The following is a 24,418-nucleotide window of genomic DNA, read 5'->3' as shown; positions in this document are numbered from 1 at the left end:
ATTATTGCTGGGCAAGGCTTTTAGCGTTCACTTTTGCCAATATATTTCACGAATCATATAGGACTGCTATATAAGTCCTGTTAAACTTTCAAAAGCTATTGGTAACAGCTCTACATTACTACCCAGAGAAAACGGGTGCATCTCCTAAAAGTTGTTTGACAAGGTGGTGCGTTACGGGGTGGGCTGTCTAAACCCTGGCTACGAGGCGGAAAATGAGACCCCCCCTAACACACCCTACGAACTTTTTTACAAATATGAGATGCACCCGACAAAACTAACCAAAGTTAGGTTAACAACGTTAACCTAACCGAAGCTCTAACTGGTTTTAGATAACTTACTTTACTGTCTAATCAGCAAATTTTATGTTGCTCGATAAACCTTAGTCATAGAATTACCAAGGTGCTTAGTCCAAAAATTGGAGTTTGTTGAAGTCCATAAAATAATCTTATGCTTAGAGCCTTAGTACTGATTCCCATGTCAGCCGCCGTTAGCTATTCTTTAGGGTTTGGGCTGAGTAACAATTGGAATTATAAAGATAGTCCTATTGTCAAACTACTTTGTGCTGATCAATCAATAAATGTCAGTTCCTACCATCAAGTAAAAAAGGATACCAATCCCCAAGATTCAAAAGCCAATACTTTCCCAAAAACCTTTGCTAATCCCAAGTTTTCCCTTGATAGTCCTATTGTCCAACTGCTTTGTACTGATCAATCAAGAAAGGTCAGTTCCTTCCATCAAGGAAAAAAGGATACCAATCCCCAAGATTCAAAAGCCAATACTTTCCCACAAACGTTTGCTAAGCCAAAGTTTTCCCTTACCCAATCTCAGTTAAACCAAAGTAATTCACAGCCAACCCTACCAGGGCTCAGCCGACAAACCGTTAGCCCAAAAAACTTTGCAAAGATTCAACCATCCCTTCCTGCTGCAACCGTTATTCCGCCAGAGATAGTTAAAACACTACCGATTGATCGAATTGTTGCTCGCTCCGTTGGCGGTGATTTGCTCACAATGCGATTTGAAACAGTCGATGCAGCTCCAGTGAAGGTACCGAAAACACCGCGAGCTGAGATGATTTCCCCAATAGCTAAGGTCGAGAAACAAAAGAAATCGGAGTTAGGAGCAAATGCCAACAATACCAATAGACCTCTGGGGAAATTAACCTTTAGCTCAGAGGTGACTTGGGTTAATGGCTCGTTTTACCAGATGTCTAATCAAGCAGAGGATCATCCCGAAATTGTCTTTACAGTCGATGCAGCTCCAGTGAAGGTACCGAAAAAACCCCGAGCTCAGATGATTTCCACGTTTACCCCAGTTAGCCAAAGTTCCTTCCCCTTGCCAGGTGCTCCCACTCCAGAATTAGTGACAGCACAATCTGAAATACCAGCTCCAGGGATAGCTAAGGTGGACAAACAAACGAAATCGGAGGTGGTAGCAAATGCCAACAATACCAATAGATCTCCGGGGAAATTAACCTTTAGCTCAGAGGTAACTTGGGTTAAAGGTTCATTAGACTTCTTTCAGAAGAGGGAACAGCGGATCTCGGAACAGGCAACAGTGAACAAGAATTCACGAAAAGCGATGCAGTCGGCCAAAGAGGGTTCCCAAGGGGTTTACAAGGTGCGGGCGCAGGTGACCAACACAGCTCCTCCCCACTCGCTATTCCATCAAGAACAGTATCAGAAAAATACTTTTGCAAAAGGTCTATTGTTCCAGAGGTCTAATCAAGTAGAGGATCATCCTGAGATTATCCTTGCCCATGCCAACTTAGCTGCTTCTGGGAACTTAGCTATGGTTACATTCAGGGAATTACTGCCTAATGGTGAACAGCTGAGGGAGATTCTACCTGCTCCGACTATTGCTCAATCGACTATGGCTCAATCGACTATTGCTCAATCTACACCAACACCGTCCCAAGGTCAGTCGTCCCAAGGTCAGTCCACAGAAACCCTACCTGTGCCCACCTTTGAGCAACCTACCCAGACACTACCATCGTCCCAAGGTCAGTCCACAGAAATCGTACCTCTGCCGACCTTTGAGCAACCTACCCAGACACTACCATCCCCCTATCCAACTGATTCTACAACTCCTGTACCTGCTGTAGAGCCCGTTAGCCCTGTTATAGACCAGACCTATACCCTTGGTGCAGGTGATTTGATTCTAATTAGTATTTTCAAGATGCCAGAATTTAGTGGCGAACAACAGGTTGGTGTGGATGGCTCTCTGAAGTTGCCCTTAGTCGGGAAACTGACCGTTGACGGTATGACCTTAGAAGAAGCCGAAATCGCGATCGCAGCTAAATATCAATCGGAATTGCGTTCTCCTGCCATCACAGTCAGTTTAGTAAAACCCCGCCCCTTAAAAATAGCTATTTCTGGGGAAATTAAACAACCAGGCTCCTACATTTTACCTTTCGTCAATGATGGCCAGTTTCCCAGTCTCGCTCAAGCAGTCCAGCTTGCTGGCGGGATAACCCAAGCGGCGGATTTAGAGGGAGTCAAAATTCGGCGTTCTCAACCTTCTGGTATCACCCAGACTATTAACCTCAATCTCTGGGCACTGCTGCAAACTGGTGACTTAAGTCAAGACCTGATTTTGCGGGATGGGGATGTAATTATGATTCCAGCCACACCTTCAGTTGATTTAACCAAAACCGCTCAACTAGCAGCATCTAATCTGGCTAGCACTGAGGAAATATCTGATGTTGCTGTGGTAGGGGAAGTATTTCGACCAGGCGCTTACCGCCTAGAAGGAGGACAAAACGGCACTAGTCGCCCGACAGTTAGTCAAGCGATTCAAACCGCCGGAGGCATTAAACCCTCAGCTAACGTGCGGGAAATTCAAGTGCGTCGCCCCACTCGCGATGGCACAGAACAGCTGATTAACATTAACCTCTGGAAATTATTACAAGATGGCGACCTCAGTCAAGATTTGGCCTTGCAAAAGGGAGACACAGTAATTATTCCTACTGCCACAGAAATTACCGCCGTAGAAGCTGCTCAAATTGCCTCGACTAACCTTTCTCCAGATGTAATTCGGGTCAATGTTGCTGGAGAAGTGAAACAACCAGGAACAGTCGCAATGCCATCTAATACCACTCTTAATGAAGCGTTGCTTTCTGTGGGTGGATTTAATGAGCGAGCCGAAAAAATTGTGGAGCTAATTCGTTTTAATCCTGATGGTAGCCTAACCCGAAGGGAAATCGAAGTCAATTTTAAACAAGGAATTGATCCCCAAACTAACCCTCTGCTATCCCAGAACGATATTATCATTGCTGGTCGATCCAGTTATACAAAAATCACTGATACCCTCTCTAATATTTTAGAACCAATATTCAAAATATTGAATCCTTTACGTTCATTGTTTTAACTTTAAATAGAAGTTAAAATAGAAGCTTATATATTAGAAAATTATTTTTATTTTTATTTATTTTCAAAAACAATTATTTAGTATTGTTACTGAATCATGACTGCTGAATTATAAATTTTATAGCTTTTAATTGAAGGTGCCATATCTCTGTATAACCGGTACCAACCAACTCTTGTGTAGTCAACTGTTCTAGCATCCCCTTGATTAAATTGGAAGCGAAACTCAATGGTTCATAACTTTTCTCCCTCTCCTCCCCCAGTTCCAAGTAGTAACGGTAGCTTTCCCCCTTTACCTCAAGGGTCACAGTCGTTAGAACCAGAAGACAGTGAGTGGGATTTAGGGCGTTGGTTTGCGCTAGCGCGACGGCGAGGATTAGTCATTGTAGGGGTAACAGTGACAGGGATATCCTTCGTCATCCCGAGAACTTTAAATGAAGAGCCAATTTACGAAAGCAAATTTCGGATTTTAGTAGAGCCTGTTAATGCTAAAGCTGAAAATGACTTAAGTAATTTAGCGCCTACTTCAAGGAACAACAACATTCAATCTAGTTTAGACTACCAAACCCAAATTGAAGTTCTGCGTAGTCCTGAGCTAATGAAAAAAGTGCTCGCAGAAATCAAAAAAAACTATCCTGAAATTAGTTATGATTCCTTAATTGGCAATTTAAAAATTACTCGCTTAGGGAAAACTAAGATCTTGGAAATCAGCTACCAGGGAAACGATCCGGATCTTATCTTCACGATTTTAGAGCAATTAGTCGAAGTCTACCTGAAGTACTCCAAGGACGAGCGCCAGACAAACTTACGCCAAGGGATTAACTTCATTGAAAACCAGTTACCATCCTTACAAGCCAGAGTAAATCAACTGCAAAACCAATTACAAGCCTTTCGACAGCGATATCAGTTCACTGACCCAGAGATGAAAGCTGCACAAATCACGTCTCAAATGACCGCCTTGAAGGAGCAAAACTTAGCCCTTGAACAACAATTAGCTAAAAGCCGCTTCAATCTTAGTTCTCTACAAGAAGAAACTGGGGCTGTGGCCGCTCTTAGTGAAGCTCCACTATATCAGGAAATTATTGGTCAGTTAAGAGAGGTGGAAACGCAAATTGCTGCGGAATTAACTCGCTTCCAACCACAAAGCACGGCGATTCGACTTCTGCAAAATCAACGGCAAAACCTCCTGCCGATCCTAGAGCAAGAAGTAGAGCGAATTTTAGGAGCCAAGTTAGCAGAAGCTGTAACTGAAGTGCAAAGGCTTGAAACCCAACGTCAAACCTTATTAGTTGCCCAACAACAGCTAAAACAACAGGATCAACAAATACCTGCTTTAACCAGACAATATAGCGACTTACAGCTAGAAATACAAATTGCTACTGAGGGGTTAAACCGTTTTCGGGCTACCGGCGAAACGTTGCAAATCGAAGCCGCCCAAACTGAGATTCCTTGGGAAGTAATTGAAAATCCAGTTCGGCCAGAGGCTCCCATCTCTCCTAATATCCCACGTAGTATAACCTTGGGAGCTGTAGCTAGTATTGCTGTAGGCATTGGTGTTGCTTTTATTTTAGAAAAATTAGATAACGTTTATCACACTGCCCTAGAAATCAAACAGCAAACCAAACTGCCTTTGTTAGGGAATATCCCCGTTAATAAAAAACTAGCAGCAACGGCAAGTAATAACTCTTTAGCAACAGTAAGAGATTTATTGTTTAAACCTTTGACGTGCCTAAGACCAGATTCGAAGCACAAATCAACGCCTTACATCTATGATGGTTACTCCCAATCCTCACACTTTTTGGAAGCTCTACGAATACTCAATACCAATATTCAATTACTGAGTTCAGACCGCCCAATCCGTTCTCTGGCCATCAGTTCAGCTCTGCCTAGAGATGGGAAGTCAACCATTGCGCTTTTCCTGGCTCAAATAGCGGCAACAATGGGGAAAAAGGTGTTATTAGTGGATGCAGATATGCGTAAACCCCAAGTTCATCACAGATTGCAGTTATCCAAGGAGTGTGGATTAATAAATTTAATTGCCGACGATAACCTAACGCTATTTATTAAAGCGCTAATTAACTACGACAATAATAATATAATTGAAGACCCGAGTATATCTGAATTAAAACAGCTAATTGACACGCTAAATCCCGAATCGACATCTATAGATCAATTAAAAAATAAAATTACAAATCGAATTAAGTACAAATTTAGATATCCATTAAGATGGCTACTTCCAAGTGAAGATAAAATTAATTGCCGGAGTATATCTAACTTAAAATGGCTAATTCAAAATGTAATTACCCAAAAACGACCTGAGCACCCTAACTTATCAATTTTAACTACAGGGGAAATTACTTCAGACCCTACCAAACTGCTCTATTCCGAGAAAATGAAAAGATTAATCAAATATTTCGAGGAAATGTTTGACCTAGTCATTTATGATACTCCCCCAGTTTTGGGATTAGCAGATACTACCTTGCTTACCCCTAGCACCGATGGGTTGATTCTGGTAACTCGGATTGAGAAAACAGACCGTTCTGCTCTGACCCAAGCTCTTGAGAATCTGAAACTGTCTCAAATTAAAGTTTTAGGGATTGTTGCTAATGGTGTTAAAGATGAATATCGTGGCCTTGACGAGGGCGACAAAAACCCTGACGGAAGAGTGCATCCCGATTTTACAGGGAGCATAAAGACTAAAGTTCTGTTTTGACAAATTAGAGCTAAGCTTTGAGAAGTTGATTTATGATCAGATCAGTATGGATGCTGACAAACATGCCCAAATCAAAGCCCACGCCCGAGCAATTGCCGCTTTGCGTGTGCGTAGAAACAGACCCTGAACAGGTTAAAACCTTGGCAGGCATAGAAGAAGCAGTTCGTGATCACATTCTCGAGCATGTCAGCCCAGAGATAGGGGATTTTTTATCCAAACGAGCAGCGGTACATGCGCCGGACGTAAACGCACTATCTTCATCACTCTCCCTATTTAACGGAAACAAGCCGATGGGAGCAGCCAGATGCGATCGCAGTTCGTGGCCATTTACGCCAAGTATTCGATCAGGTGGCTGCTGCTATTGGTTCCCTACCGGAAAAACGACCACTGGTAGATTTAATCTTAAGTGGACATGCCCATTGCTTTGAGCATTTGCGTACCCTTGATACTAAACATGCTGACTCCAATTTAAATTGGCTGGTCTGTGGCGGAAGTGGTGCTAGTTTGCGGGGTCAGCGCAAAGATGAGGTTGAAGTGATGGAAATTAGTCAGGGCGGTTATGTTCAAATGGTGGCGCGATCGCTTTTATTTATCGGACGCAAAGGTAAAGGCAGAACAGCCCGCTCTCCTCATACGTTCCTACGGATTGATGTACATAACGGTGTGCCCCCTAAGTTTGTAATTCGGCCATTTATAGTTGAGAAACTCAAGAATAAGTGGAGTAGTAGTGCTATCAAACCATTTGTGATCCAGAATCTGTAAACACTATGGAATTGAGAACTGCGTAAGCATTCAGCCGTCAGCCGTCAGCCGTCAGCCGTGAGCTAAAAGCTCACGCTACTTGAGGTGCCGTCAGCTAAAGTAACTCAGCATTATTCCAATGCTTACCTGTTGTCTTGATGCAAAGCGCGAGTGGGGGAAACCACGGCAGTCGCTCATGGGGGGAACCCCCAAGACCGCGCTGCCTCCCCAAGACCGCGCTGCATCGCTTATTCAAAAGCACCATCTGTAGCACCTCAAGTAGCGTGCGCATTAGCTGATAGCTGATAGCTGATAGCTGAATACTTAGAGAACTGCTATATTATAATGCGTTGATAGTCATAGGCCATAACAACAAATGAGTAAACTGCGCAACATACTAATGGGTGCTGGTATAGCAGCAGTCGGTGCGGTCGGAACTAAAGTGGCTGTGGATTATTTCCGCAACCGTGATAAAGAAGAGGAGAGGGACGAAAGTGAAGGTGACGCAGAAGTTACCTCTCCCGAAGAAGTTGCCTACGCTATCGTACAAGACAGTTCTGTGCAAAACTTCTTGGATGTTAGCTTTGGAGCTCCTGGTCGTTATGTCCCCACTCGTGCGCCTAAAGTATTCGACTATCAAGACCAACAATATATGGTCATTTGGGCTTACGACAATCAGAAAGAAAAAAACCAAATGTTGGCATTCATCTATACCGATGAGGGTCGTAAGATGGTAGCTAGTGTGGGATACACTGCTGACGCAACGGATTACAATATCAATTTAGACAGCACACCTTTCGCTGTTGAAGTGAATGGGGAACAAATTACCTCTGGTCAAGATCAAACTGACGGAGCTGATGAAGTGGATTTTGTCCTAGCTGGTAGTTAAATCGGATTTTTCATTGGATAATCTCTGAATAATAAAAGCGATCGCTTGTCTACGGGGATAAGCGATCGCTTTTATTTAGCGATGCAGGTACACAGTACACAGGTACACAGGATTTTTTCCTACTCCCTACTCCCTACTCCCTACTCCCTACTCGGTGCTCCCTACTCCCTGCTCCCTAAAACCCAGAACGAAAGTACTGACCCAATTGAAAACTGCTGTAAGCTATAGAGTAAACCATTTCTATAGCTTCCGGTCAATGACGTCAAAAAAACGACCGAGAGAACAAATTATTGCTGATATCAGTATCAATTATGTGGAACGATATGTATTCTTATGTGGTTACTCAGTAGAACGAGTTGAGCTTGAGTACACTTATGGGTTTGACCTAATTATCTTTACCTATGATGCCAATTGTGAACTTGAAAATGGTAAAATTTACGTCAAGCTAAAGGCAACCGATTTTCTGAGCATGCTAGCCGCTGATCAAGAAACAATCGGCTTTCCCCTAGGACGCTCAGACATAGAGCCATGGTTAAAAGAACCAATGCCATGTATTCTGATTGTATACGATGCTCAGCTCGATCTAGCCTATTGGCTGTACTTGCAAGCCTACTTTGAAAACTGGGAAAACTTTGATCCATGGCAAATGGAAGAAACGATTACTGTTAATCTTCCTAAAAAGAATATTGTCAATCAAGATGCCATTAAAAAATTCGCTCGATATAAAAATGATGTGCTGCGCCAGTTACCGGGAGTGATTCGTCATCGTGCTTAGAAACGTTATTTTTGAAGAGTGTGAGCATTTAGCGGTTAGCGGTCAGCTCTCAGCAGTCAGCCATCAGTGCTCAGCTCTCAACAAATCAACAAAATGATTACCTGTTGTCTTGATGCAAAGCGCGAGTGGGGGGAACCACAGCAAAGCGCGAGTGGGGGAAAGCTCCAATACCCCGCTGCCTCACCATCTCCCCACACTCGAGGATTGACTTTGGAGTTAGATATACGCCTCCATTCCCTCACAAGAACAAACCAAATTTCTATCCCCAAAGGCATTATCTATGCGCCCTGCCACAGGCCAAAACTTGTGTTCCCTTAACCAAGATGCAGGATATGCTGCTTCCTCACGGGTATAGGGATGAGTCCATTCACTGACCATCAAGGCTTCTGCAGTATGGGGAGCATTCTTCAGCTGATTGTCCCTTTGGTCTACCTGACCCGATTCAATCGCTTTAATTTCCTGGCGGATGGCAATCATGGCATCACAGAAACGGTCGAGTTCCTCCTTCGACTCACTTTCAGTAGGTTCCACCATCATTGTCCCCGCTACAGGCCAGGATACCGTTGGAGCATGGAAACCATAATCCATCAGGCGTTTGGCAATATCATCCACTTCGATGCCCGCAGACTTTTTAAGCGATCGCAAATCTACAATACACTCATGAGCCACTAATCCATTGTTCCCCTTGTACAGAACAGGATAGTAAGGGTCTAACCGCTTAGCCATGTAATTAGCATTAAGAATAGCCACTTTAGTCGCCTCAGTTAACCCCGCACTACCCATCATGGCAATATACATCCAGGAAATCGGTAGAATGCTGGCACTTCCCCAGGGTGCCGCAGAAATTGCACCAATAGATAAAGTGGAAGGTTGAGACTGTAAGGTTTTGGGTAGGAATGGTACTAAGTGAGGCATCACCCCAATTGGTCCCATGCCAGGTCCACCCCCACCGTGGGGAATACAGAAGGTTTTGTGCAGGTTCAGGTGACACACATCTGCCCCAAAGTCCCCTGGACGGCACAATCCCACTTGGGCATTCATATTCGCCCCATCCATATAAACCTGTCCCCCATGGTTGTGGACAATGGCACAGATATCTTTAATCTCTTGTTCAAACACACCATGGGTAGAGGGATAAGTCACCATCAGAGCAGCTAGTTTTTGGCTATGGTGCTCGGCCTTCTTCCTCAAATCATCTAAATCAATGTTGCCCATCTGATCACAAGCAACAGCCACCACCTTTAAACCAGCCATCACCGCACTGGCGGGATTGGTACCATGGGCAGAAGTAGGAATTAAACAGATATTGCGATCGCCTTCTCCCCGGTTTTCATGGTACTTACAAATAGTCAGTAATCCTGCATATTCCCCTTGGGAACCAGCATTAGGTTGAAGAGAAATGCCAGCAAAGCCAGTAATTTCTGCTAACCATTCTTCCAGCTGCTGGAATATAATTTGATATCCGTGAGTTTGGGACAGGGGAGCAAACGGATGAATCTTGCCAAATTCCGGCCATGTCACTGGCATCATCTCAGCAGTGGCATTCAGCTTCATGGTACACGAACCCAGAGGAATCATGGAGGTGTTTAGAGCCAAATCCTTACTTTCCAGGCGGTGCAAATAGCGCAGTAACTCTGTTTCTGAGTGATAGCGGTTGAATACTGGGTTGGTTAAGTAGGTACTACGGCGAGCAAATGGTTCATTAAAATCAGCTGTCACCTTAGTTGTTACCTCAGCCGCCAACTCTTCCACAGTAAAGAGTAGGGATGCACTGCTGGGTTCCCCTAAACTTGCAAAAATTTCCCACAAGTCTACTAAATCCCCAGCCGTCGTTGTCTCATCCAGGGAAATCCCGATAGTAGTTGAATCAATAATACGTAGGTTAATTTGACGTGCTTCAGCTGCTTCGATAATTCCGGACACAGAGCGATCGCTTAATTCTACGCGCAAGGTATCAAAAAACGGTTCTGAGCTAATACTGTAACCTAAGCGTTTCAGTCCCTCCGCCAGGATAACCGTTAATTGATGAATTCTCTCGGCAATACGTTTGATTCCCTCTCGCCCATGATAAACTGCATACATTGAAGCTATCACCGCCAACAGCACTTGGGCAGTACAAATATTGCTCGTAGCTTTGTCACGACGGATATGTTGTTCACGGGTTTGCAGTGCCAAGCGCAGTGCTGGTTTACCATTAGCATCTTTTGATACACCAACGATACGTCCTGGTACTTGCCGTTTATAAGCTGCCCGAGTAGCAAAATAAGCTGCATGAGGTCCCCCATATCCTAAGGGAACACCGAAGCGCTGGGTACAACCTATGGCAATATCAGCTCCGAATTCTCCAGGGGGTGTAAGTAGGGTAAGGCTTAGAATGTCAGCTGCCACAGTTACTAAGGCTTTAGCACCATGAGCCTTATCAATAAATTCCCGATAATCGTATATCGTGCCATCCGTTGCTGGGTACTGAAGCAGAGCTCCAAAAATATCTTGGTCAAATTCAAAAGTGCGGTGGTCACCAACAATCACCTCAATTCCCAAAGGTCTAGCCCTGGTTTGTACCACTGCGATAGTTTGGGGATGACAGGTTTGGGAAACAAAGAAGTGTTTGGCTTTCGTCTTACACAGACCATAGCTCATGCTCATAGCTTCCGCTGCTGCTGTTCCTTCATCCAACAAGGAAGCATTAGCAATTTCCAGACCAGTCAAGTCTATAATCATTGTCTGGAAATTGAGTAGTGCTTCGAGTCGCCCCTGAGCAATTTCTGCTTGGTAAGGGGTGTAAGCCGTGTACCAACCAGGATTTTCTAGGATATTCCGTTGAATTACAGGTGGGGTAATGCAGTCGTAATATCCCATGCCAATGACAGACCGGAATACTTGATTCTTAGAGGCAATTTCTTTTAGCTGAGCCAGGGCAGCATACTCGCTTTGGGCTGGTGGTAACTGCAGGGGTTGATTAAGCCAAATAGCGGCGGGTACAGTTTGCTCAATCAGGCTATCTATAGTGGATATACCCAGGACCTTGAGCATTTGCTCTATTGCATCTGGATTTAGACCTATGTGTCGATTGACAAAAGCATCGGTAGATGGTAGTGTTTGTGATGCGGAAAGATTGGGGTCAGATTTCAGCAACGACTGAGTATTTGCTCTATTTTTTTGATCCTGGATATCCAAATTCTGCATAGTAAATCAATTTGTGAATTAAGCAGCGAAGGCGGGGGTCACTTTTGATGGCTGTGACCCCCTAAGTTGGTAAATCTGTAAATCTATAGATACACAAAGCCCGGATGTATAACTAAAGCGATTTAGAACTAAAGCAATTTAGTTCTAAATATACAATATGAAAACCTAGCATTTGACAAGCTAGGGGTGTTGCTAGATTGATTCTAGATACACAACTTTACACAGCTGGGTGTAGTGATGACAACCCTATTTATCAGCTTTTTACAGAACCTTCGCTATAGCTGTATCTTAAGTTACTTGCTGTTAAACCCAATTTATAATCTACTCTGCCTCGACTTTGGCACGGTACTCCTCAGCAGAAAGGACACCCTCCAGTGGGTTATCAGGGTCATTCAGCCGCACTTTAATTAACCAGCCTTCACCATAGGGGTCTTCTGCAATCTGTTCAGGAGCCTCGATCATCTCCTCATTTCTTTCTACCACCGTACCCGATACCGGGGAATATAGATCCGAAACTGCCTTGACCGATTCAATGGTACCAAAGCTTTTGTCATTTTCTTTGTTACCCTTCTCGATAGTGTCGTCAATTTCTGGGAGTTCCAGAAGAACTAAGTCACCCAGTTGGTCAATGGCAAAGGCGGTAATACCAATAGTGGCAATTTCTCCATCAAGCCGTACATATTCGTGGCTATCAAGGTATTTCAGGTCATCAGGATATTCAAAGGCCATGTCAAGTCCAAAATCAGCAGCAATGCTAATTATCCTTCCTCATTTGTCTTTCGTCCAGCAGCCTTTGACAGTTGACCGTTGACCGTTGACAGGAAACCCTAAGGATTTCAGTAGGCAAGCATTTCTAGAGTTTCACGTAAGTAACGACGCACTCGGCTATCAAGACTGTAATCCTGAAATTGTTCACCCAAGGGATGTTCCATTTGCCAGCGTTGGAATCCTGAACTAGCGGCTATGGCTTGTTTAAGACTGTCCCAAACTTGAGTGTCGTGATCTAATGGTCCGGATTCGGATTTAACGAAGCTTGCCATATGCACCTTACCAAAATTTAATACAGATGAATCTAGTTGGGTCATGCTTAAGTGGTAAACTATTAAGCTTACCTGTACACTATCCTATCTGCTTTTTTAGGATTGTGCTTTTAGCAACACTTAATACTTACAATTTGGCAGGGTTAGGGTTGGAGGTTATCGGTTAACAGGTTAAAAGTTGCTTTGGATGGAACCTTGACAATTGCAAGCTTGCCACAGAGCAACTCGTCTCAATAACCTTTAACCTTCAACCTTAAACAAAACAACCTACCCGGCAATGGATGCCTGGGTAAGAACACCCCTCAGCCCTACTTCAGGGAGAGAGTCCGTCGCTTGGTTACCATCTGATAGGTTTCAATGATATCTTTTTCCGCCCAGTCGTTGAATTTATCAACACCCATACCACATTCGTAGCCAGCATTGACTTCCTTGACATCATCCTTAACACGCTTGAGGGAATCCAAAACTCCTTCGTAGATAACTTTGCTACCACGCCGCACTCGTAAACGGCAATTGCGCACGGCTTTGCCTGAGAGTACATAGCAACCCGCAACGGCACCACGACCCACTGGGAAGACAGCTCGAACTTCTACTTCACCCAATGGTTCTTCTACCTCTTCTGGCTCTAACAGACCTTCCATAGCACCTTGAACATCATCCAGGAGTTTGTAGATAATGTTGTATTCCCGCACATCTACCCCTTCCTGTTCAGCTGCTGGTCGAGCACCAGGAGCTAAGGTAGTGTTAAAGCCAACAATAACTGCACCACTAGCAGCCGCTAAGTCCACATCCGTTTCGGTGACTTCCCCAGGGGCAGCCAGTAGAACTCGAATTTGCACTTCATTTTGGGGCAGCTGTTCGAGGGATCCCAGAATAGCTTCCACCGAGCCTTGAACGTCTGCCTTCAAAATCAAGTTGAGTTCCTTGAGTTCACCTTCTTGAGCCTGGGCTGATAATTCAGTGAGGGTAACTCGCCGTGATTTCATGCGAGTTTGCAGGCGAGATTGACGTTGCTGTTGAGCTCTTTCTCCAGCAACTGCCCGGGCTTCTTTTTCGCTCTCAAAGACTTCAAACTCATCACCAGCAGCTGGAACATCACTCAAGCCAAGGACTTCCACAGCAAACGAGGGACTGGCTTGTTCGACTCGCTGTCCTCGGTCATCAAGCATGGCTCTGACCTTACCGAAAACTGAACCAACAACCAGGCTATCACCCACCCGCAGCGTACCGTTTTGCACTAAGAAGGTAGCAACAGGCCCTCTAGCTTTATCGAGGTGAGCTTCAATCACCGTACCTTTGGCTGGTCGATCCGGATTAGCAGAGAGTTCTTCTAGCTCTGAGACCAATAGAATCATCTCCAGCAGTGAATCCAAGTTTTCCCTTTGGATAGCACTCACTGGTACCATGATCGTTTCACCACCCCATTCTTCTGGAACCAAGCCCCGTTCTGATAATTCTTGCTTAACCCGATCAGGTTGAGCTCCGGCTTTATCAATTTTGTTAATAGCAACGACCATGGGAACTTCAGCAGCTCTAGCATGACTAATGGCTTCAAGGGTCTGAGGTTGCACCCCATCATCAGCCGCTACTACTAGCACAGCAATATCGGTTACTTTTGTTCCCCTTGCCCGCATGGCTGTAAAGGCTTCGTGACCGGGGGTGTCTAAGAAGACAACCTGTTGAATTTTCTCCTCATGCTCAACATCTACGTGGTATGCACCAATATGCTGGGTAATTCCACCGGCTTCTCCTTGAGCCACTTTTGCTTCACGAATGGCATCGAGTAGAGTCGTTTTACCGTGGTCAACATGACCCATAATTGTCACCACAGGTGGACGCCGCTCGAGGTTTTCCAGGTCTTGGACATCCAGCATTTCCACCTTAGTCGCAGCAGAGGCTTCTTCTTCCATCTCGACCTTGACTCCCACTTCCTCAGCTACCATTGTGGCAGTAGGAACATCCAAAGTCTGGGTAACACTCACAGCTATGCCTTTGAAGAAGAGCATTTTAACAATGTCAGTTTCTGCAATAGCAAGTTGATTAGCCAGGTCTCTAATGGTGAGTGAGTCTCTCAAAACAATTTGTTCTGGGCGTTTGGGCTGACTTTTCTGTGTACGACGGCGATCGCGCTGATCCGACTTGTTGCTACTACTGGCTTTAGCAGGCTTCTTCTTTTGGTTAACACTGGCAGTATGTGCTTGGCTTTGCTGTTTTTGTAGTGACTTTGGTTTGGGAGGACGAGCCAGAGAAAGACTAACTGAAAATGAACCATCGATTTTGTTATCGATTTGATCTGATTCTGTTTCAATATCATCTTCATCATCCAGAATCATTTTAGGTCGCCGCTTGAGTTTGGCGGATTTACCCTTCTGGGCTTTGTCTTCGTCTTCTCCATTTTCTGCCTCCCACTCTTTTTTCTTAGCAGGTCGGGGGACAGATGGTCGCCGGAGCTTGACCTCCTTGAGCAGTTCCTCAGATTCATTGACTAAGGTGTTGGTCTCTTGATCAGAGCCATCATCTGTCAGACCCGTTGAGTCAGCATCGATTGCTGCTACTTGAGAATTGTCTTTATCAAGACCTGGTTTGGTTCTTTTTGGAGGTCGCTGGAGTTCAGGAACGGTTGGTCTTGGTGAACTAGAACGCTTTGGTGGTGATGTTTCCGAGGGCGTTGACTGTTTATTAATAACAGGGGATTTGTTAGGGGATTTGTTAGGAGTTGGACTCTTTACTGACTTTGAACCGGAAGAACCTTTTTGGTTTGACTTTATCGGTCGTTCAACCTTAGCCGGCTGACTTTTTGATTGTGATACTCTGACAGGAGGTCCAGTTAATTTTGGTTTTTCTGTAATCTTAGCTGAGGCAGTACTCTGCTGTGAAATCTTCTGGACTGGTTTAGCGGCTAGTTCTGGTTTAGCGGCTGGTTCTGGTTTAGCGGCTAGTTCTGGTTTAGCGGCTAGTTCTGGTTTAGCGGCTAGTTCTGGTTTAGCGGCTAGTTCTGGTTTAGCTGCTGGTTCTGGTTTAGCTGCTGGTTCTGGTTTAGCTGCTGGTTCTGGTTTAGCTGCTGGTTCTGGTTTAGCTGCTGGTTCTGGTTTAGCGGCTAGTTCTGGTTTAGCGGCTGGTTCTGGTTTAGCGGCTAGTTCTGGTTTAGCAGCTAGTTCTGGTTTAGTATCCTGCTTAATCTTGGTGTCCTGTTCAATGACCTGCTTAGGTCGATTGAGAGTGCTAGGTTGACGAGGGGGTATAGCAGTCGGCTTAATGGGAGGTTGGGGTGGGATTGCCATTTGATTACTTCTCTGGCTAGAAGTATTCCCAGAACTGCGTTTGTGCTTACGAAGCTCCACAATTTGCTGCTTCCGCTCCCCTTTGGGACGTCGAACTAATTTACCAGAGCTTAACTTAGAACCTTTATTTGCCGATGACTCACCTTCGCTATTGCTTACAGCTGCTAGTTGGTCAGAATATTTTTCGGCTGTCGTGCGAATCCGTTGGGCATCCGATTCTGTAATCGTGCTACTGTGACTTTTAACTGCAATATTGAGTCCTTCACAGATGCTCAAAATTTCCTTGTTGTCCAAATTCAATTCCCGTGATAATTCGTAAATTCTGACTTTGCCGCTGTTCATGCACTATTCCCCTGTCGTACCTACGTGTTGTTAAACCATACTCAACTACTCGAATGACTTTTTACTTTATCAAGCTTTATTGGAAAGCTTAAACGATAAGATAAGCGATGCTCAACAGATAATCAACCATCCATGCTTTTTCGTTGGTGTGTTCACCTCAACGGTAGTTTGATAAGTTTATCTATTATCGCGTGCTTCTTTCCTGTGAAAAAAGCCAAGCAGCATTTTAAATTGACGGTTCGGTTAAACCGCCTAATCACCGCGTATGCCTTTAAAGGTAGCTAGCGTATAATCGAAGTAAATTCACCTCCCTGTTGAAACCAGAGCATCAATAGAACTAATGACTTCCTTAGTATCCTAACGATTACTTATGTTCCCCGGACGAACATACATGGAAGAAATTGCTGCTAGATTCACCCTTTAATTACCTAAATTGGGTTGGCTTGGCATGGTAGCTAAACGCTGCCATAAAGTTTCGTACAGATTTTTTGGCACCGATGCACGCAGTGATCGCCCCAGTCGGTTTTTCTTTTGAGCCGCCGCTAGGCAACTCAGTTGAGGACATAAGTAAGCTGAACGACCCATACCCTGATCTAATTGTACCTTTCGTGACGGATAGACTCGGACAATACGCCAAAACTCCTGTTTTGGTGCTACTTTCCGGCAGCTAAGACAACGTCGATAGTTTGGTTTCATAAGGGTTTTCGGTTTGGAAAATCTCAAAAGTCCTCCTTCTTTAAAGGGTACGGTAGATGGAGGCTTGTAGGGCGTTTGCGATTGGGCAAACGCCCTGTTTTACCTGATTGAGTTACCCAATGAAACCAAAAATCAATGCCAGAAGGCGGTACGGATGTGGGCTAACCGGTGGTGTGAGCAGAAGATGAAAAACTATAGTAGAGATCCTCACACCCTTGAGACTGGGATGACTAACACAAGAATAAAATCACCACACCAACCGGCAGTAGGGGGTAGGGGGAGTAGACTAACCCAGCAATAAGTGGAAGTATTCAATAACTCATTGGCTTGGAAGAAAACTGTAAAAGAATTCTTGACCAAAGCCGAAACCCCACACTCCACTACCATTCTAAACCAACAAGCTTAGGGGTATCATTGTATACCATTACCATTCTCAACCTTGGCAAAACTTTCCTCACCTCAGGGTTAACCCCTAAAATTCCTCATTCTTCTTCTTGAGTATTCAAATCAAGCACTGGCTCAGCATCCAGCACATTTTCTGGTGTTTCTACTCCTTCTTGGTAATCTTCCTGTAACTCATTGCTATCGACATCTTCTTCTTCTAGGGTATCCTGTTTAGACATGTCGGTAGTGTCTTTTTTGTATTGCGCAGCATCTTTAATGTCAATCTTCCAACCCGTAAGGCGGGCGGCAAGGCGAACATTTTGTCCTTCTTTGCCTATAGCTAAACTCAGCTGGTCTTCTGCTACTAAAACATGAGCTTGACGTTCTTCTGGATTGACTAGTAGCACCTGATCCACTTGGGCTGGGCTAAGAGCGTTGGCAATATAGGTAGATGGATCAGGAGACCAACGAATTACGTCGATTTTTTCACCTCGTAATTCATTCACCACAACTTGAATGCGGGAACCTCTAGCACCAATGCAAGCTCCCACCGGATCCACATCTCGCTCCAGGGTATCTACAGCAATTTTAGTCCTTGGTCCAACATGACGAGAAGGAGGATTAGCTTCCCGTGCCACTGCGACAATCCTGACCACCTCATCTTCTATTTCTGGGACTTCGTTGGCAAACAGATAGACCACTAAACCAGCCGCCGCTCTGGATACCACCAGCTGAGGACCACGGTGAGGGCCTTCCCGGACTTTTTTGAGATAAACCTTAAAGGTGGAGTTAATGCGATAGTTATCATTGGGTAGCTGTTCCCGTTTGGGCAGTTCGGCTTCTACCTCTGGCCGACCAAAACCACTGCTGAGCGCCATAATCACAGACTGCTGCTCAAATCGTAGTGATCGAGATTGCAGAACGGTTCCTTCTAGGTCTTGAAACTCTTCTTTAATCAGCTTACGCTGCTGGTCTCGGAGTTTTTGAGAGAGCACCTGCTTGGTTTGAATCGCTGCCATGCGACCAAACTCTCCTTGGTCTGGAGTCACATCCAAAACCACTGAGTCTCCCAATTGTGCTTCAGAGGCAACTTCCTGGACTTCTTTGAGAGAAATTTGATGGTCACTATTTTGTACCTCTTCGACAATGGTTTTGGTAGACAAAACCCGGAAGCCTTCTTCTTCAATATCAAGATCCACTTCAAAGTTGTCAAAATATTCTTCGTCAAAATGAAATCGTTGGTCTAGCCGTTGAGAACGGCGATAGCGCTCATAGCCTTTTAGCAGTGCTTCTCTTAATGCCTGTTGAACTGCAGACCTAGGTAAATTGTGGCTTTGACTAATTTCTTCTATCATTGCCTTAAGTCCAGGCAAACTAACTATCGACATCAGCAAATCTCCGTCTTAAATCTATCCATGGCAATTGTCTTGGGATTTAAAGTAAATCAAGTTCAACTTCAATCCTCAGCCTTGAAGCTTGTAGGGGAGAAGCACTTGTAGATCTATAGTCGAGCCATTGTCTTTAACAAGTGCTGCACCCCTAGCAACCTTCAAGAAAAATTTAACCCCCATCATCCAGTTTTACTCTGGACACGAGCTGACGGGGAATGGCAAACGCACGACCCTTGAGATTGAGATAAACTCCGCTCTCATCCCGGCGAATTAACTGCCCGCGCCACTCTTGCTGCCCCTGATAGGGTTCAGATGTCTGAACAATCACACCAAACCCTTTGAAAGAAATGAATTCTCGGTCTGTGCTTAAGTCCTGTGTGATCCCAGGACTGGAAATTTCCAAAACGTAGGTGTCTAAAATGATGTCCTTAGCATCTAACTGAGCTTCTAAAGCACGACTCATGCGTTCACAGTCATCCAAGCTAGTGTCACGGATGGGGTTGCGGATATAGACACGCAGCACCGGTGGGCGTCTGTTGGTCTGGAAGAGAGCCTCTACAATCTCTAATCCTAAATCTTGAGCCAATGGCGTTGCCAAATCGATTAGTTGTGGAATCAGGGGATGAGTCATGGCACCAATCCAATAAAAAAAGTGGGGTCAACCCACTTCATGGCAAAATCTTCTCCAAGAAGTCTAACCGCCCAAAAGCTTCTGCACATCTAGTTAGCACAAGCCCAATCTCTAGTTACTGGTCCTGAGCTATTGTTGACAAGGTCATGGGCTCGAAGACTCTAAACCCTAGGACAAACCGGAAACTTCCCGCAGAATCATTGATTAGGAGTTACCAGCTTGCCGTTGCTATGTTTGAGTGTGACAGCTCCCACACTGACTCGTTGAGTTCAGTGTAGGCTTCCCAGCCAATCCAGCTATTGCTTAGGAGGCGCTGGGCTTTAAGAACGGACTGCCCTGCCGCTCTGTTTTCTTGAGGCGCGACCCCGTAATTTAATTCGCCATAGGAAAGCGCGCCTCCATGTCTTTTTTTTAAAACTGTTGTGCTGACAAACCAGCATTTAAGGCCGTAGGCCACGCTACGCGAACGGCTTTGTTTATCAGTACGCATATTATAGCAATTCCATGCATACCCTGTGCAAAATTAATCCCACACTCATGGCATAGCATTGAGATGTGGGGCTTCTTTTGCCGGAAGCTAACGCAATTAGCAGCTCAAATGCTTGCCTGATCAAAACTTGAACATGGGTAGTTTTGAGGTCTAATCCCTGCTTGGTGTCTGGTGCGTCGGCACTTTCCCACTTCACAGCCCTTTTCCTCAGAGCAAGCTGACCCTAGAAGTCAACTTGGTTTTTGTTGACCCATAAGTATTTTAGCTTATGGGCATTATTCGGTCAAACTGTATGATGATCTCTGACTATTTACAATAATTTAAAAAAATGTTTATTTTTTTTTATTTCTATATTTTTTTAATTTCATACTAAGTTGCGATCAAAGGTACAACTTTATCTGCCCCCAATCTCCCCATCTCCCCATCTACTATCTTTGAATGCAACTCGGTATCAATCATCAATTGAATGGTTTTACTGTCAATTAACCTAGTTTATAGATCCGCTAATAAAAAAACAATCAATTAATTATTGGAATAATCTTAAATTTATTTAACTACTGTTATTCCTGAAATCTTTGACGAATTGCTCTGGTTTCATCTAAGATTTTATCTAAGTCTTCTTCAGATAAGCGCCGGACATAATTTATTTTGAATTCCTCTAACCAAGCTGTGATCAAATACTGAATCTCCTGTAATCTATCCTTGGTCTTAATTTCTGCCCCTAAGACTTCCCTTAAATTTTTGAGTAGGTGTTCCAGGAGTTCGTCGGCAACTGGGTCTTCTTGTATCAGAGTATTAATCCCATCATAGAGTGCCTCAAAAATGTTTTTCACTAATTCCTCTGTGAGCTGCTTCTGGAATTGTCCCAGTCCTGGTACATTCTGAAGTCCCTGATAAAGTGTGGACTGTTTAATCCCCATGTCCACATAGTGTTTCATGAGAGCCTCTAGATCAGGACGGATTTTGGGTAAGACTTGATCAACTGTCATCTTTACCATGATGGTGGTGAGCTCTGACACTTCATCAGTGTCATTAAGGTCAATGTAGGGGCGGACTTCCTGTTGAGACAACCATTTGGTAATTTCACCCCGGCTAATGGAGCCCTGAACTTCGTTAATAATTTGAATGACGACCACTTCCGTCATCTCTTGAGCAATACTGGCAACAAATCCCGAGCGGATTTCTCTGGTAATGACACTCAGGTCTATTAATTTAGCTTGACCTAAACGAATGGTAACGGGAATAATTCGTAACCACCGCCATAAGGGTATTAGCAAAAATATGTCATACCAGCGCCACAGCATGGCATTTTGCCACTTGAGTCCAGAATGACGGCGACTGATTAACCAGGTACGAGCCAAAAACTCTGTACCAAATAAGATAAAATATGGGAAGTCAATCAGTCCGAATAGGTCTACGAATTCGCCATTTTCTCCAATTGGACGGTAATAGTTAGTTTCTATTAAGGGTTTAATCTCGGTGTTAAAAAATCCCAAACCTTCCTCTTCACTATGGCTTGCTAAGTACTTTTGAGTCCAGAACTCCTCAAATGACTCTTTTGCTGACTTATCAGGATTTTGTATATGCTTACGCATCTTATTTTTCAGCTTTTCCAAGTTTCCAGTTTTATTGGCTACTTGAAAAGGATTAGTATCAATCATTTCTAAGCTAAGTTTGCGCAGCTCCTTAAGTTTTTTTTCTACTTCTATAGACTCTTCTATAGAAGATAATCCTATCTTGTTAATCTGCTTTTCCAGTTGATCAACTTTGTCCAAATATTTTTGAGTATCTCGGTTGTCTTCAATCCCTTTAAATTGGTCGTATAATGGAGTGATATCAGGAATGGGAATCGATAGGGGAAAGCCTTTGGATTTGATCGGACCAATGGTAAAGCTAAATACCTGAATTTTCTGATGTAGCCAGAAATCCCTTAAGGGGATATAGCTGAGGTCAAAGAATACTAAAAGCAGATTAATCAAGGCGATGATCGCCATTAATCGTTCAAACCAAAGAATGCGGCGGGTTTTAACTTTATTAGGTATTTTGACGAATTTTTCTAATTTTTGTAAAGATGACATGGGGAAACTTGGGCTTTCTACCACTAGATGCTGATGTTTAACTCAGATGTATTGAGTTAAACATCAGCCATTCCTTCCTGATAATACAGTTCTAGCCGCTTTTTTAGGATTTATTTCGATTCAGTAGTGTTGATATTGAGAATTGAAAGTATTTAAGCACTTAGTAACAATACCTGGTTTACAGCATTAATCAATTGAATTGCTATAAATTTTCACATCTGATTTTAAAGCGCTATAGTACGAAACTAGGGCGTGTGCTCACGCCCTAGTTACAACTAACTGTATTTCGAAACCTTTTTCAGTCCCTTAGCGCATTGTGACAAACTCTTCTGCAGAACTGGGATGAATTCCAACAGTAGCATCAAAGTTAGCTTTGGTAGCTCCAGTTTTCAATGCGATCGCAATTCCTTGAATAATCTCTGCTGCATGGTCTCCTACCATATGAGCACCCAAGACTTTGTCAGTGTTTTGGTCAACCACTAACTTCATCAGGGTTTTTTCATCCCGACCAGGTAGAGTATAGTACATCGCTCTGAACCGAGAACGATAGACTTTTACCGCATCCCCATATTTCTCCCGTGCTTCGGCCTCACTTAGACCAACAGTAGCTGCTTCGGGTGTGGTAAAAATTGCGGTTGGGACATTCTCGTAGCTCATGATCCGGGATTTGCCACCAAATACGGTATCGGCAAAGGCACGACCTTCATTAATCGCAACGGGAGTTAAGTTCATGCGGTTAGTACAATCTCCTACCGCAAAGATATGGTCTTCTGTGGTAAGACTGTACTTATCGACTGCGATCGCACCGTTTTCAATTGCTACTCCAGTATTCTCTAAACCTAGATTCTGGATATTGGGTATACGACCTGTGGCAGCTAAACTGACTGCATCAGCAATTATAGTTGTTTGTGATTGTCCTTGTACCGTTACATTCAGACCGGCTGATGTGTTTTCAATAGCGATGATCTTACTGTTATTTAGCACGCGAATCCCATGGTTCTCCATGGCTTGTTGAATCTCGGAACCGATTTCCGCATCAAATCCCCGTAAAATCTGATCACGACGAATAACCACCGTGACTTCAGAGCCTAAGCCATTGAGAATACAGGCAAACTCGACACCAATATAGCCACCCCCAAGAATCACGATCCGTTTCGGTTGTTCCTTGAGGTGGAAGATATCATCAGAGGTAATCGCGTGTTCAATTCCAGGAATATCGGGCTTGACTGGATGTCCTCCTACTGCAATCAAGATTTTCTGGGCAGTTACTTTGCGTCCGCCAATGTCTATGGTGTGGGAATCCACGAACTTAGCATAACCCTGAAACAGTTCCACCTTGGAGTTATCCAACATACGTTGGTAAATGCCATTGAGGCGTTCTGTTTCCTGATTGACTGCTGTGATCATGGTTGTCCAATCCAGGGTACTGTGTACCTTACTCCAGCCATATCCCTGTGCCTCTTCAAATTGATCAGGAAAATGGGAGGCATAAACCATGAGCTTCTTAGGAACGCAGCCACGATTTACGCAAGTTCCACCTAAACGGTCAAATTCTGCAATGCCTACTTTTGCCCCATATTCGGCGGCTCGTCTAGCTGTAGCAATTCCTCCGGAACCTGCACCAATAACGAATAAATCAAAATCGTAGCTCATGACTCCCCCAAACTTCTGAATTACTATTCGGTTGAAAGATTACTTATTTTTGGTAGATAGGCGCAATAGGCGTCGGAGGTAAAATTTTACTGATCGTCCAAGGTAATGATTGTTGTATCACTCTCAAGTCAATCCACGATTATCAGGACTTACGCACCAAACTGAAAACAGTAGAGGCGTTGCAGGTAACGCCTCTACTGATAAAGCCTTAACTAAGCTGGGAAGTATCTCAACTTTTAGCTGACTTCAAGTATGCCAACATGGTATCTGCATCTGAGACCTCGAAGGGATCGGTAGGGCAGTTATCTTCATAGCCTGGTTCTACAAACATTTTTTCAATCTTGCCGTTATCTACCACCATAGAGTAGCGCCAAGAACGCATACCAAAACCGAGATTATCTTTTTCTACCAACATCCCCATTTTGCGGGTGAATTCCCCATTACCATCGGGTAGCAAGAAGATATTCTGAACCCCTTGCTGTTTGCCCCACTGGAACATCACGAAGGCATCGTTGACAGATAAGCAGATCACTTGATCAACCCCTTGTGCTTTGATCTCGTCATAGAGTTCTTCATAGCGGGGTAAGTGGGTTGATGAACAGGTGGGTGTGAAGGCACCAGGAAGGGAAAATAGCACGATACGCTTACCGCCAAAAATTTCCTGTGTAGTGCGGTCTTGCCAGCGGAAGGGATTGGGTCCAGCAACTGACTCATCTCTGACTCTGGTCTTAAATACTACGTCGGGTACTTGATTGATAACCATCTT

General features: G+C 44.2%; 17 protein-coding genes and 1 pseudogene. 7 read left to right on the top strand and 11 right to left on the bottom strand.

Annotation, left to right across the window (positions count from 1 at the left end):
• Window positions 1-447 precede the first annotated feature (447 nt).
• The 7 genes and pseudogenes from F6K49_RS10245 (at window position 448) to F6K49_RS10215 (ending at window position 8,480) form a co-directional block, all read left to right on the top strand.
• Window positions 448-3,366: an SLBB domain-containing protein gene (locus F6K49_RS10245; RefSeq protein ID WP_293096293.1), complete on the top strand. Its 2,919-nt coding sequence runs from the start codon at window positions 448-450 to the stop codon at window positions 3,364-3,366.
• Window positions 3,367-3,591: 225 nt separating this feature from the next.
• The gene (locus F6K49_RS10240) at window positions 3,592-6,075 is read left to right on the top strand and encodes a polysaccharide biosynthesis tyrosine autokinase (protein ID WP_293096290.1); all 2,484 of its coding nucleotides are present in this window, start codon (window positions 3,592-3,594) and stop codon (window positions 6,073-6,075) included.
• A 46-nt stretch (window positions 6,076-6,121) separates the two neighbouring features.
• A pseudogene (locus tag F6K49_RS10235) lies at window positions 6,122-6,331 on the top strand (ISKra4 family transposase); the annotation flags it as partial.
• 92 nt (window positions 6,332-6,423) lie between these two features.
• On the top strand, window positions 6,424-6,837 hold the full coding sequence (locus tag F6K49_RS10230; protein ID WP_293096287.1) for a hypothetical protein: 414 nt from the start codon (window positions 6,424-6,426) through the stop codon (window positions 6,835-6,837).
• A 355-nt stretch (window positions 6,838-7,192) separates the two neighbouring features.
• Window positions 7,193-7,705 (top strand): hypothetical protein, encoded by a 513-nt coding sequence (locus F6K49_RS10225; protein WP_293080929.1) that lies wholly within the window; start codon window positions 7,193-7,195, stop codon window positions 7,703-7,705.
• 45 nt (window positions 7,706-7,750) lie between these two features.
• The gene (locus F6K49_RS10220; protein ID WP_293017760.1) at window positions 7,751-7,933 is read left to right on the top strand and encodes a hypothetical protein; all 183 of its coding nucleotides are present in this window, start codon (window positions 7,751-7,753) and stop codon (window positions 7,931-7,933) included.
• A gap of 28 nt (window positions 7,934-7,961) precedes the next feature.
• Window positions 7,962-8,480: a DUF4365 domain-containing protein gene (locus F6K49_RS10215; RefSeq protein WP_293017762.1), complete on the top strand. Its 519-nt coding sequence runs from the start codon at window positions 7,962-7,964 to the stop codon at window positions 8,478-8,480.
• A gap of 216 nt (window positions 8,481-8,696) precedes the next feature.
• On the opposite strand, the gene gcvP is transcribed toward F6K49_RS10215, so the two are convergent.
• From gcvP to F6K49_RS10160, 11 genes are all read right to left on the bottom strand, one after another.
• Window positions 8,697-11,666, bottom strand: a complete 2,970-nt coding sequence (gene gcvP, locus F6K49_RS10210) for an aminomethyl-transferring glycine dehydrogenase (RefSeq protein ID WP_293096283.1) — start codon at window positions 11,664-11,666, stop codon at window positions 8,697-8,699.
• A 321-nt stretch (window positions 11,667-11,987) separates the two neighbouring features.
• Window positions 11,988-12,395, bottom strand: a complete 408-nt coding sequence (gene gcvH, locus F6K49_RS10205; protein WP_293017766.1) for a glycine cleavage system protein GcvH — start codon at window positions 12,393-12,395, stop codon at window positions 11,988-11,990.
• A gap of 107 nt (window positions 12,396-12,502) precedes the next feature.
• Window positions 12,503-12,706, bottom strand: a complete 204-nt coding sequence (locus tag F6K49_RS10200; RefSeq protein ID WP_293017890.1) for a hypothetical protein — start codon at window positions 12,704-12,706, stop codon at window positions 12,503-12,505.
• Between the two features lie 308 nt (window positions 12,707-13,014).
• Window positions 13,015-16,329 carry a translation initiation factor IF-2 gene (gene infB / locus F6K49_RS10195; protein ID WP_293017768.1) on the bottom strand — a complete coding sequence of 1,105 codons (3,315 nt, stop codon included), beginning with the start codon at window positions 16,327-16,329 and terminating at the stop codon, window positions 13,015-13,017.
• Window positions 16,330-16,749: 420 nt separating this feature from the next.
• Window positions 16,750-17,025: a YlxR family protein gene (locus F6K49_RS10190; RefSeq protein WP_293017770.1), complete on the bottom strand. Its 276-nt coding sequence runs from the start codon at window positions 17,023-17,025 to the stop codon at window positions 16,750-16,752.
• 482 nt (window positions 17,026-17,507) lie between these two features.
• Entirely contained in the window at window positions 17,508-18,797 is a 1,290-nt protein-coding gene (nusA, locus tag F6K49_RS10185; RefSeq protein ID WP_293017772.1) for a transcription termination factor NusA, read from the bottom strand.
• Between the two features lie 172 nt (window positions 18,798-18,969).
• The gene (gene rimP, locus F6K49_RS10180; protein ID WP_070395891.1) at window positions 18,970-19,431 is read right to left on the bottom strand and encodes a ribosome maturation factor RimP; all 462 of its coding nucleotides are present in this window, start codon (window positions 19,429-19,431) and stop codon (window positions 18,970-18,972) included.
• A 491-nt stretch (window positions 19,432-19,922) separates the two neighbouring features.
• Window positions 19,923-20,117 carry a hypothetical protein gene (locus F6K49_RS10175; protein ID WP_293017777.1) on the bottom strand — a complete coding sequence of 65 codons (195 nt, stop codon included), beginning with the start codon at window positions 20,115-20,117 and terminating at the stop codon, window positions 19,923-19,925.
• Between the two features lie 364 nt (window positions 20,118-20,481).
• Complete coding sequence (locus tag F6K49_RS10170; RefSeq protein WP_293017779.1) at window positions 20,482-21,999, bottom strand: hypothetical protein; 1,518 nt, start codon at window positions 21,997-21,999, stop codon at window positions 20,482-20,484.
• Window positions 22,000-22,305: 306 nt separating this feature from the next.
• The gene (gene gor / locus F6K49_RS10165; RefSeq protein WP_293017781.1) at window positions 22,306-23,652 is read right to left on the bottom strand and encodes a glutathione-disulfide reductase; all 1,347 of its coding nucleotides are present in this window, start codon (window positions 23,650-23,652) and stop codon (window positions 22,306-22,308) included.
• A 229-nt stretch (window positions 23,653-23,881) separates the two neighbouring features.
• Window positions 23,882-24,415 (bottom strand): peroxiredoxin, encoded by a 534-nt coding sequence (locus tag F6K49_RS10160; RefSeq protein ID WP_293017783.1) that lies wholly within the window; start codon window positions 24,413-24,415, stop codon window positions 23,882-23,884.
• Window positions 24,416-24,418 lie beyond the last annotated feature (3 nt).

This window comes from Moorena sp. SIO3I6, from assembly GCF_010672095.1.
Note: the sequence above shows the minus strand (reverse complement) of the source record. Positions and strands in the feature narration are given on the sequence as shown.

What these genes read in the sequence shown, in the direction of transcription:
- F6K49_RS10215 (WP_293017762.1), top strand. Translation starts at nt 7,962, where the DNA reads ATGACGTCAAAAAAACGACCGAGAGAACAAATTATTGCTGATATCAGT.
- F6K49_RS10160 (WP_293017783.1), bottom strand. Translation starts at nt 24,415, where the DNA reads ATGGTTATCAATCAAGTACCCGACGTAGTATTTAAGACCAGAGTCAGA.
- F6K49_RS10170 (WP_293017779.1), bottom strand. Translation starts at nt 21,999, where the DNA reads ATGTCATCTTTACAAAAATTAGAAAAATTCGTCAAAATACCTAATAAA.
- gcvP (WP_293096283.1), bottom strand. Translation starts at nt 11,666, where the DNA reads ATGCAGAATTTGGATATCCAGGATCAAAAAAATAGAGCAAATACTCAG.
- F6K49_RS10245 (WP_293096293.1), top strand. Translation starts at nt 448, where the DNA reads ATGCTTAGAGCCTTAGTACTGATTCCCATGTCAGCCGCCGTTAGCTAT.
- F6K49_RS10190 (WP_293017770.1), bottom strand. Translation starts at nt 17,025, where the DNA reads ATGAAACCAAACTATCGACGTTGTCTTAGCTGCCGGAAAGTAGCACCA.
- F6K49_RS10240 (WP_293096290.1), top strand. Translation starts at nt 3,592, where the DNA reads ATGGTTCATAACTTTTCTCCCTCTCCTCCCCCAGTTCCAAGTAGTAAC.
- infB (WP_293017768.1), bottom strand. Translation starts at nt 16,329, where the DNA reads ATGAACAGCGGCAAAGTCAGAATTTACGAATTATCACGGGAATTGAAT.
- gor (WP_293017781.1), bottom strand. Translation starts at nt 23,652, where the DNA reads ATGAGCTACGATTTTGATTTATTCGTTATTGGTGCAGGTTCCGGAGGA.
- gcvH (WP_293017766.1), bottom strand. Translation starts at nt 12,395, where the DNA reads ATGGCCTTTGAATATCCTGATGACCTGAAATACCTTGATAGCCACGAA.
- rimP (WP_070395891.1), bottom strand. Translation starts at nt 19,431, where the DNA reads ATGACTCATCCCCTGATTCCACAACTAATCGATTTGGCAACGCCATTG.
- F6K49_RS10225 (WP_293080929.1), top strand. Translation starts at nt 7,193, where the DNA reads ATGAGTAAACTGCGCAACATACTAATGGGTGCTGGTATAGCAGCAGTC.
- nusA (WP_293017772.1), bottom strand. Translation starts at nt 18,797, where the DNA reads ATGTCGATAGTTAGTTTGCCTGGACTTAAGGCAATGATAGAAGAAATT.
- F6K49_RS10200 (WP_293017890.1), bottom strand. Translation starts at nt 12,706, where the DNA reads ATGGCAAGCTTCGTTAAATCCGAATCCGGACCATTAGATCACGACACT.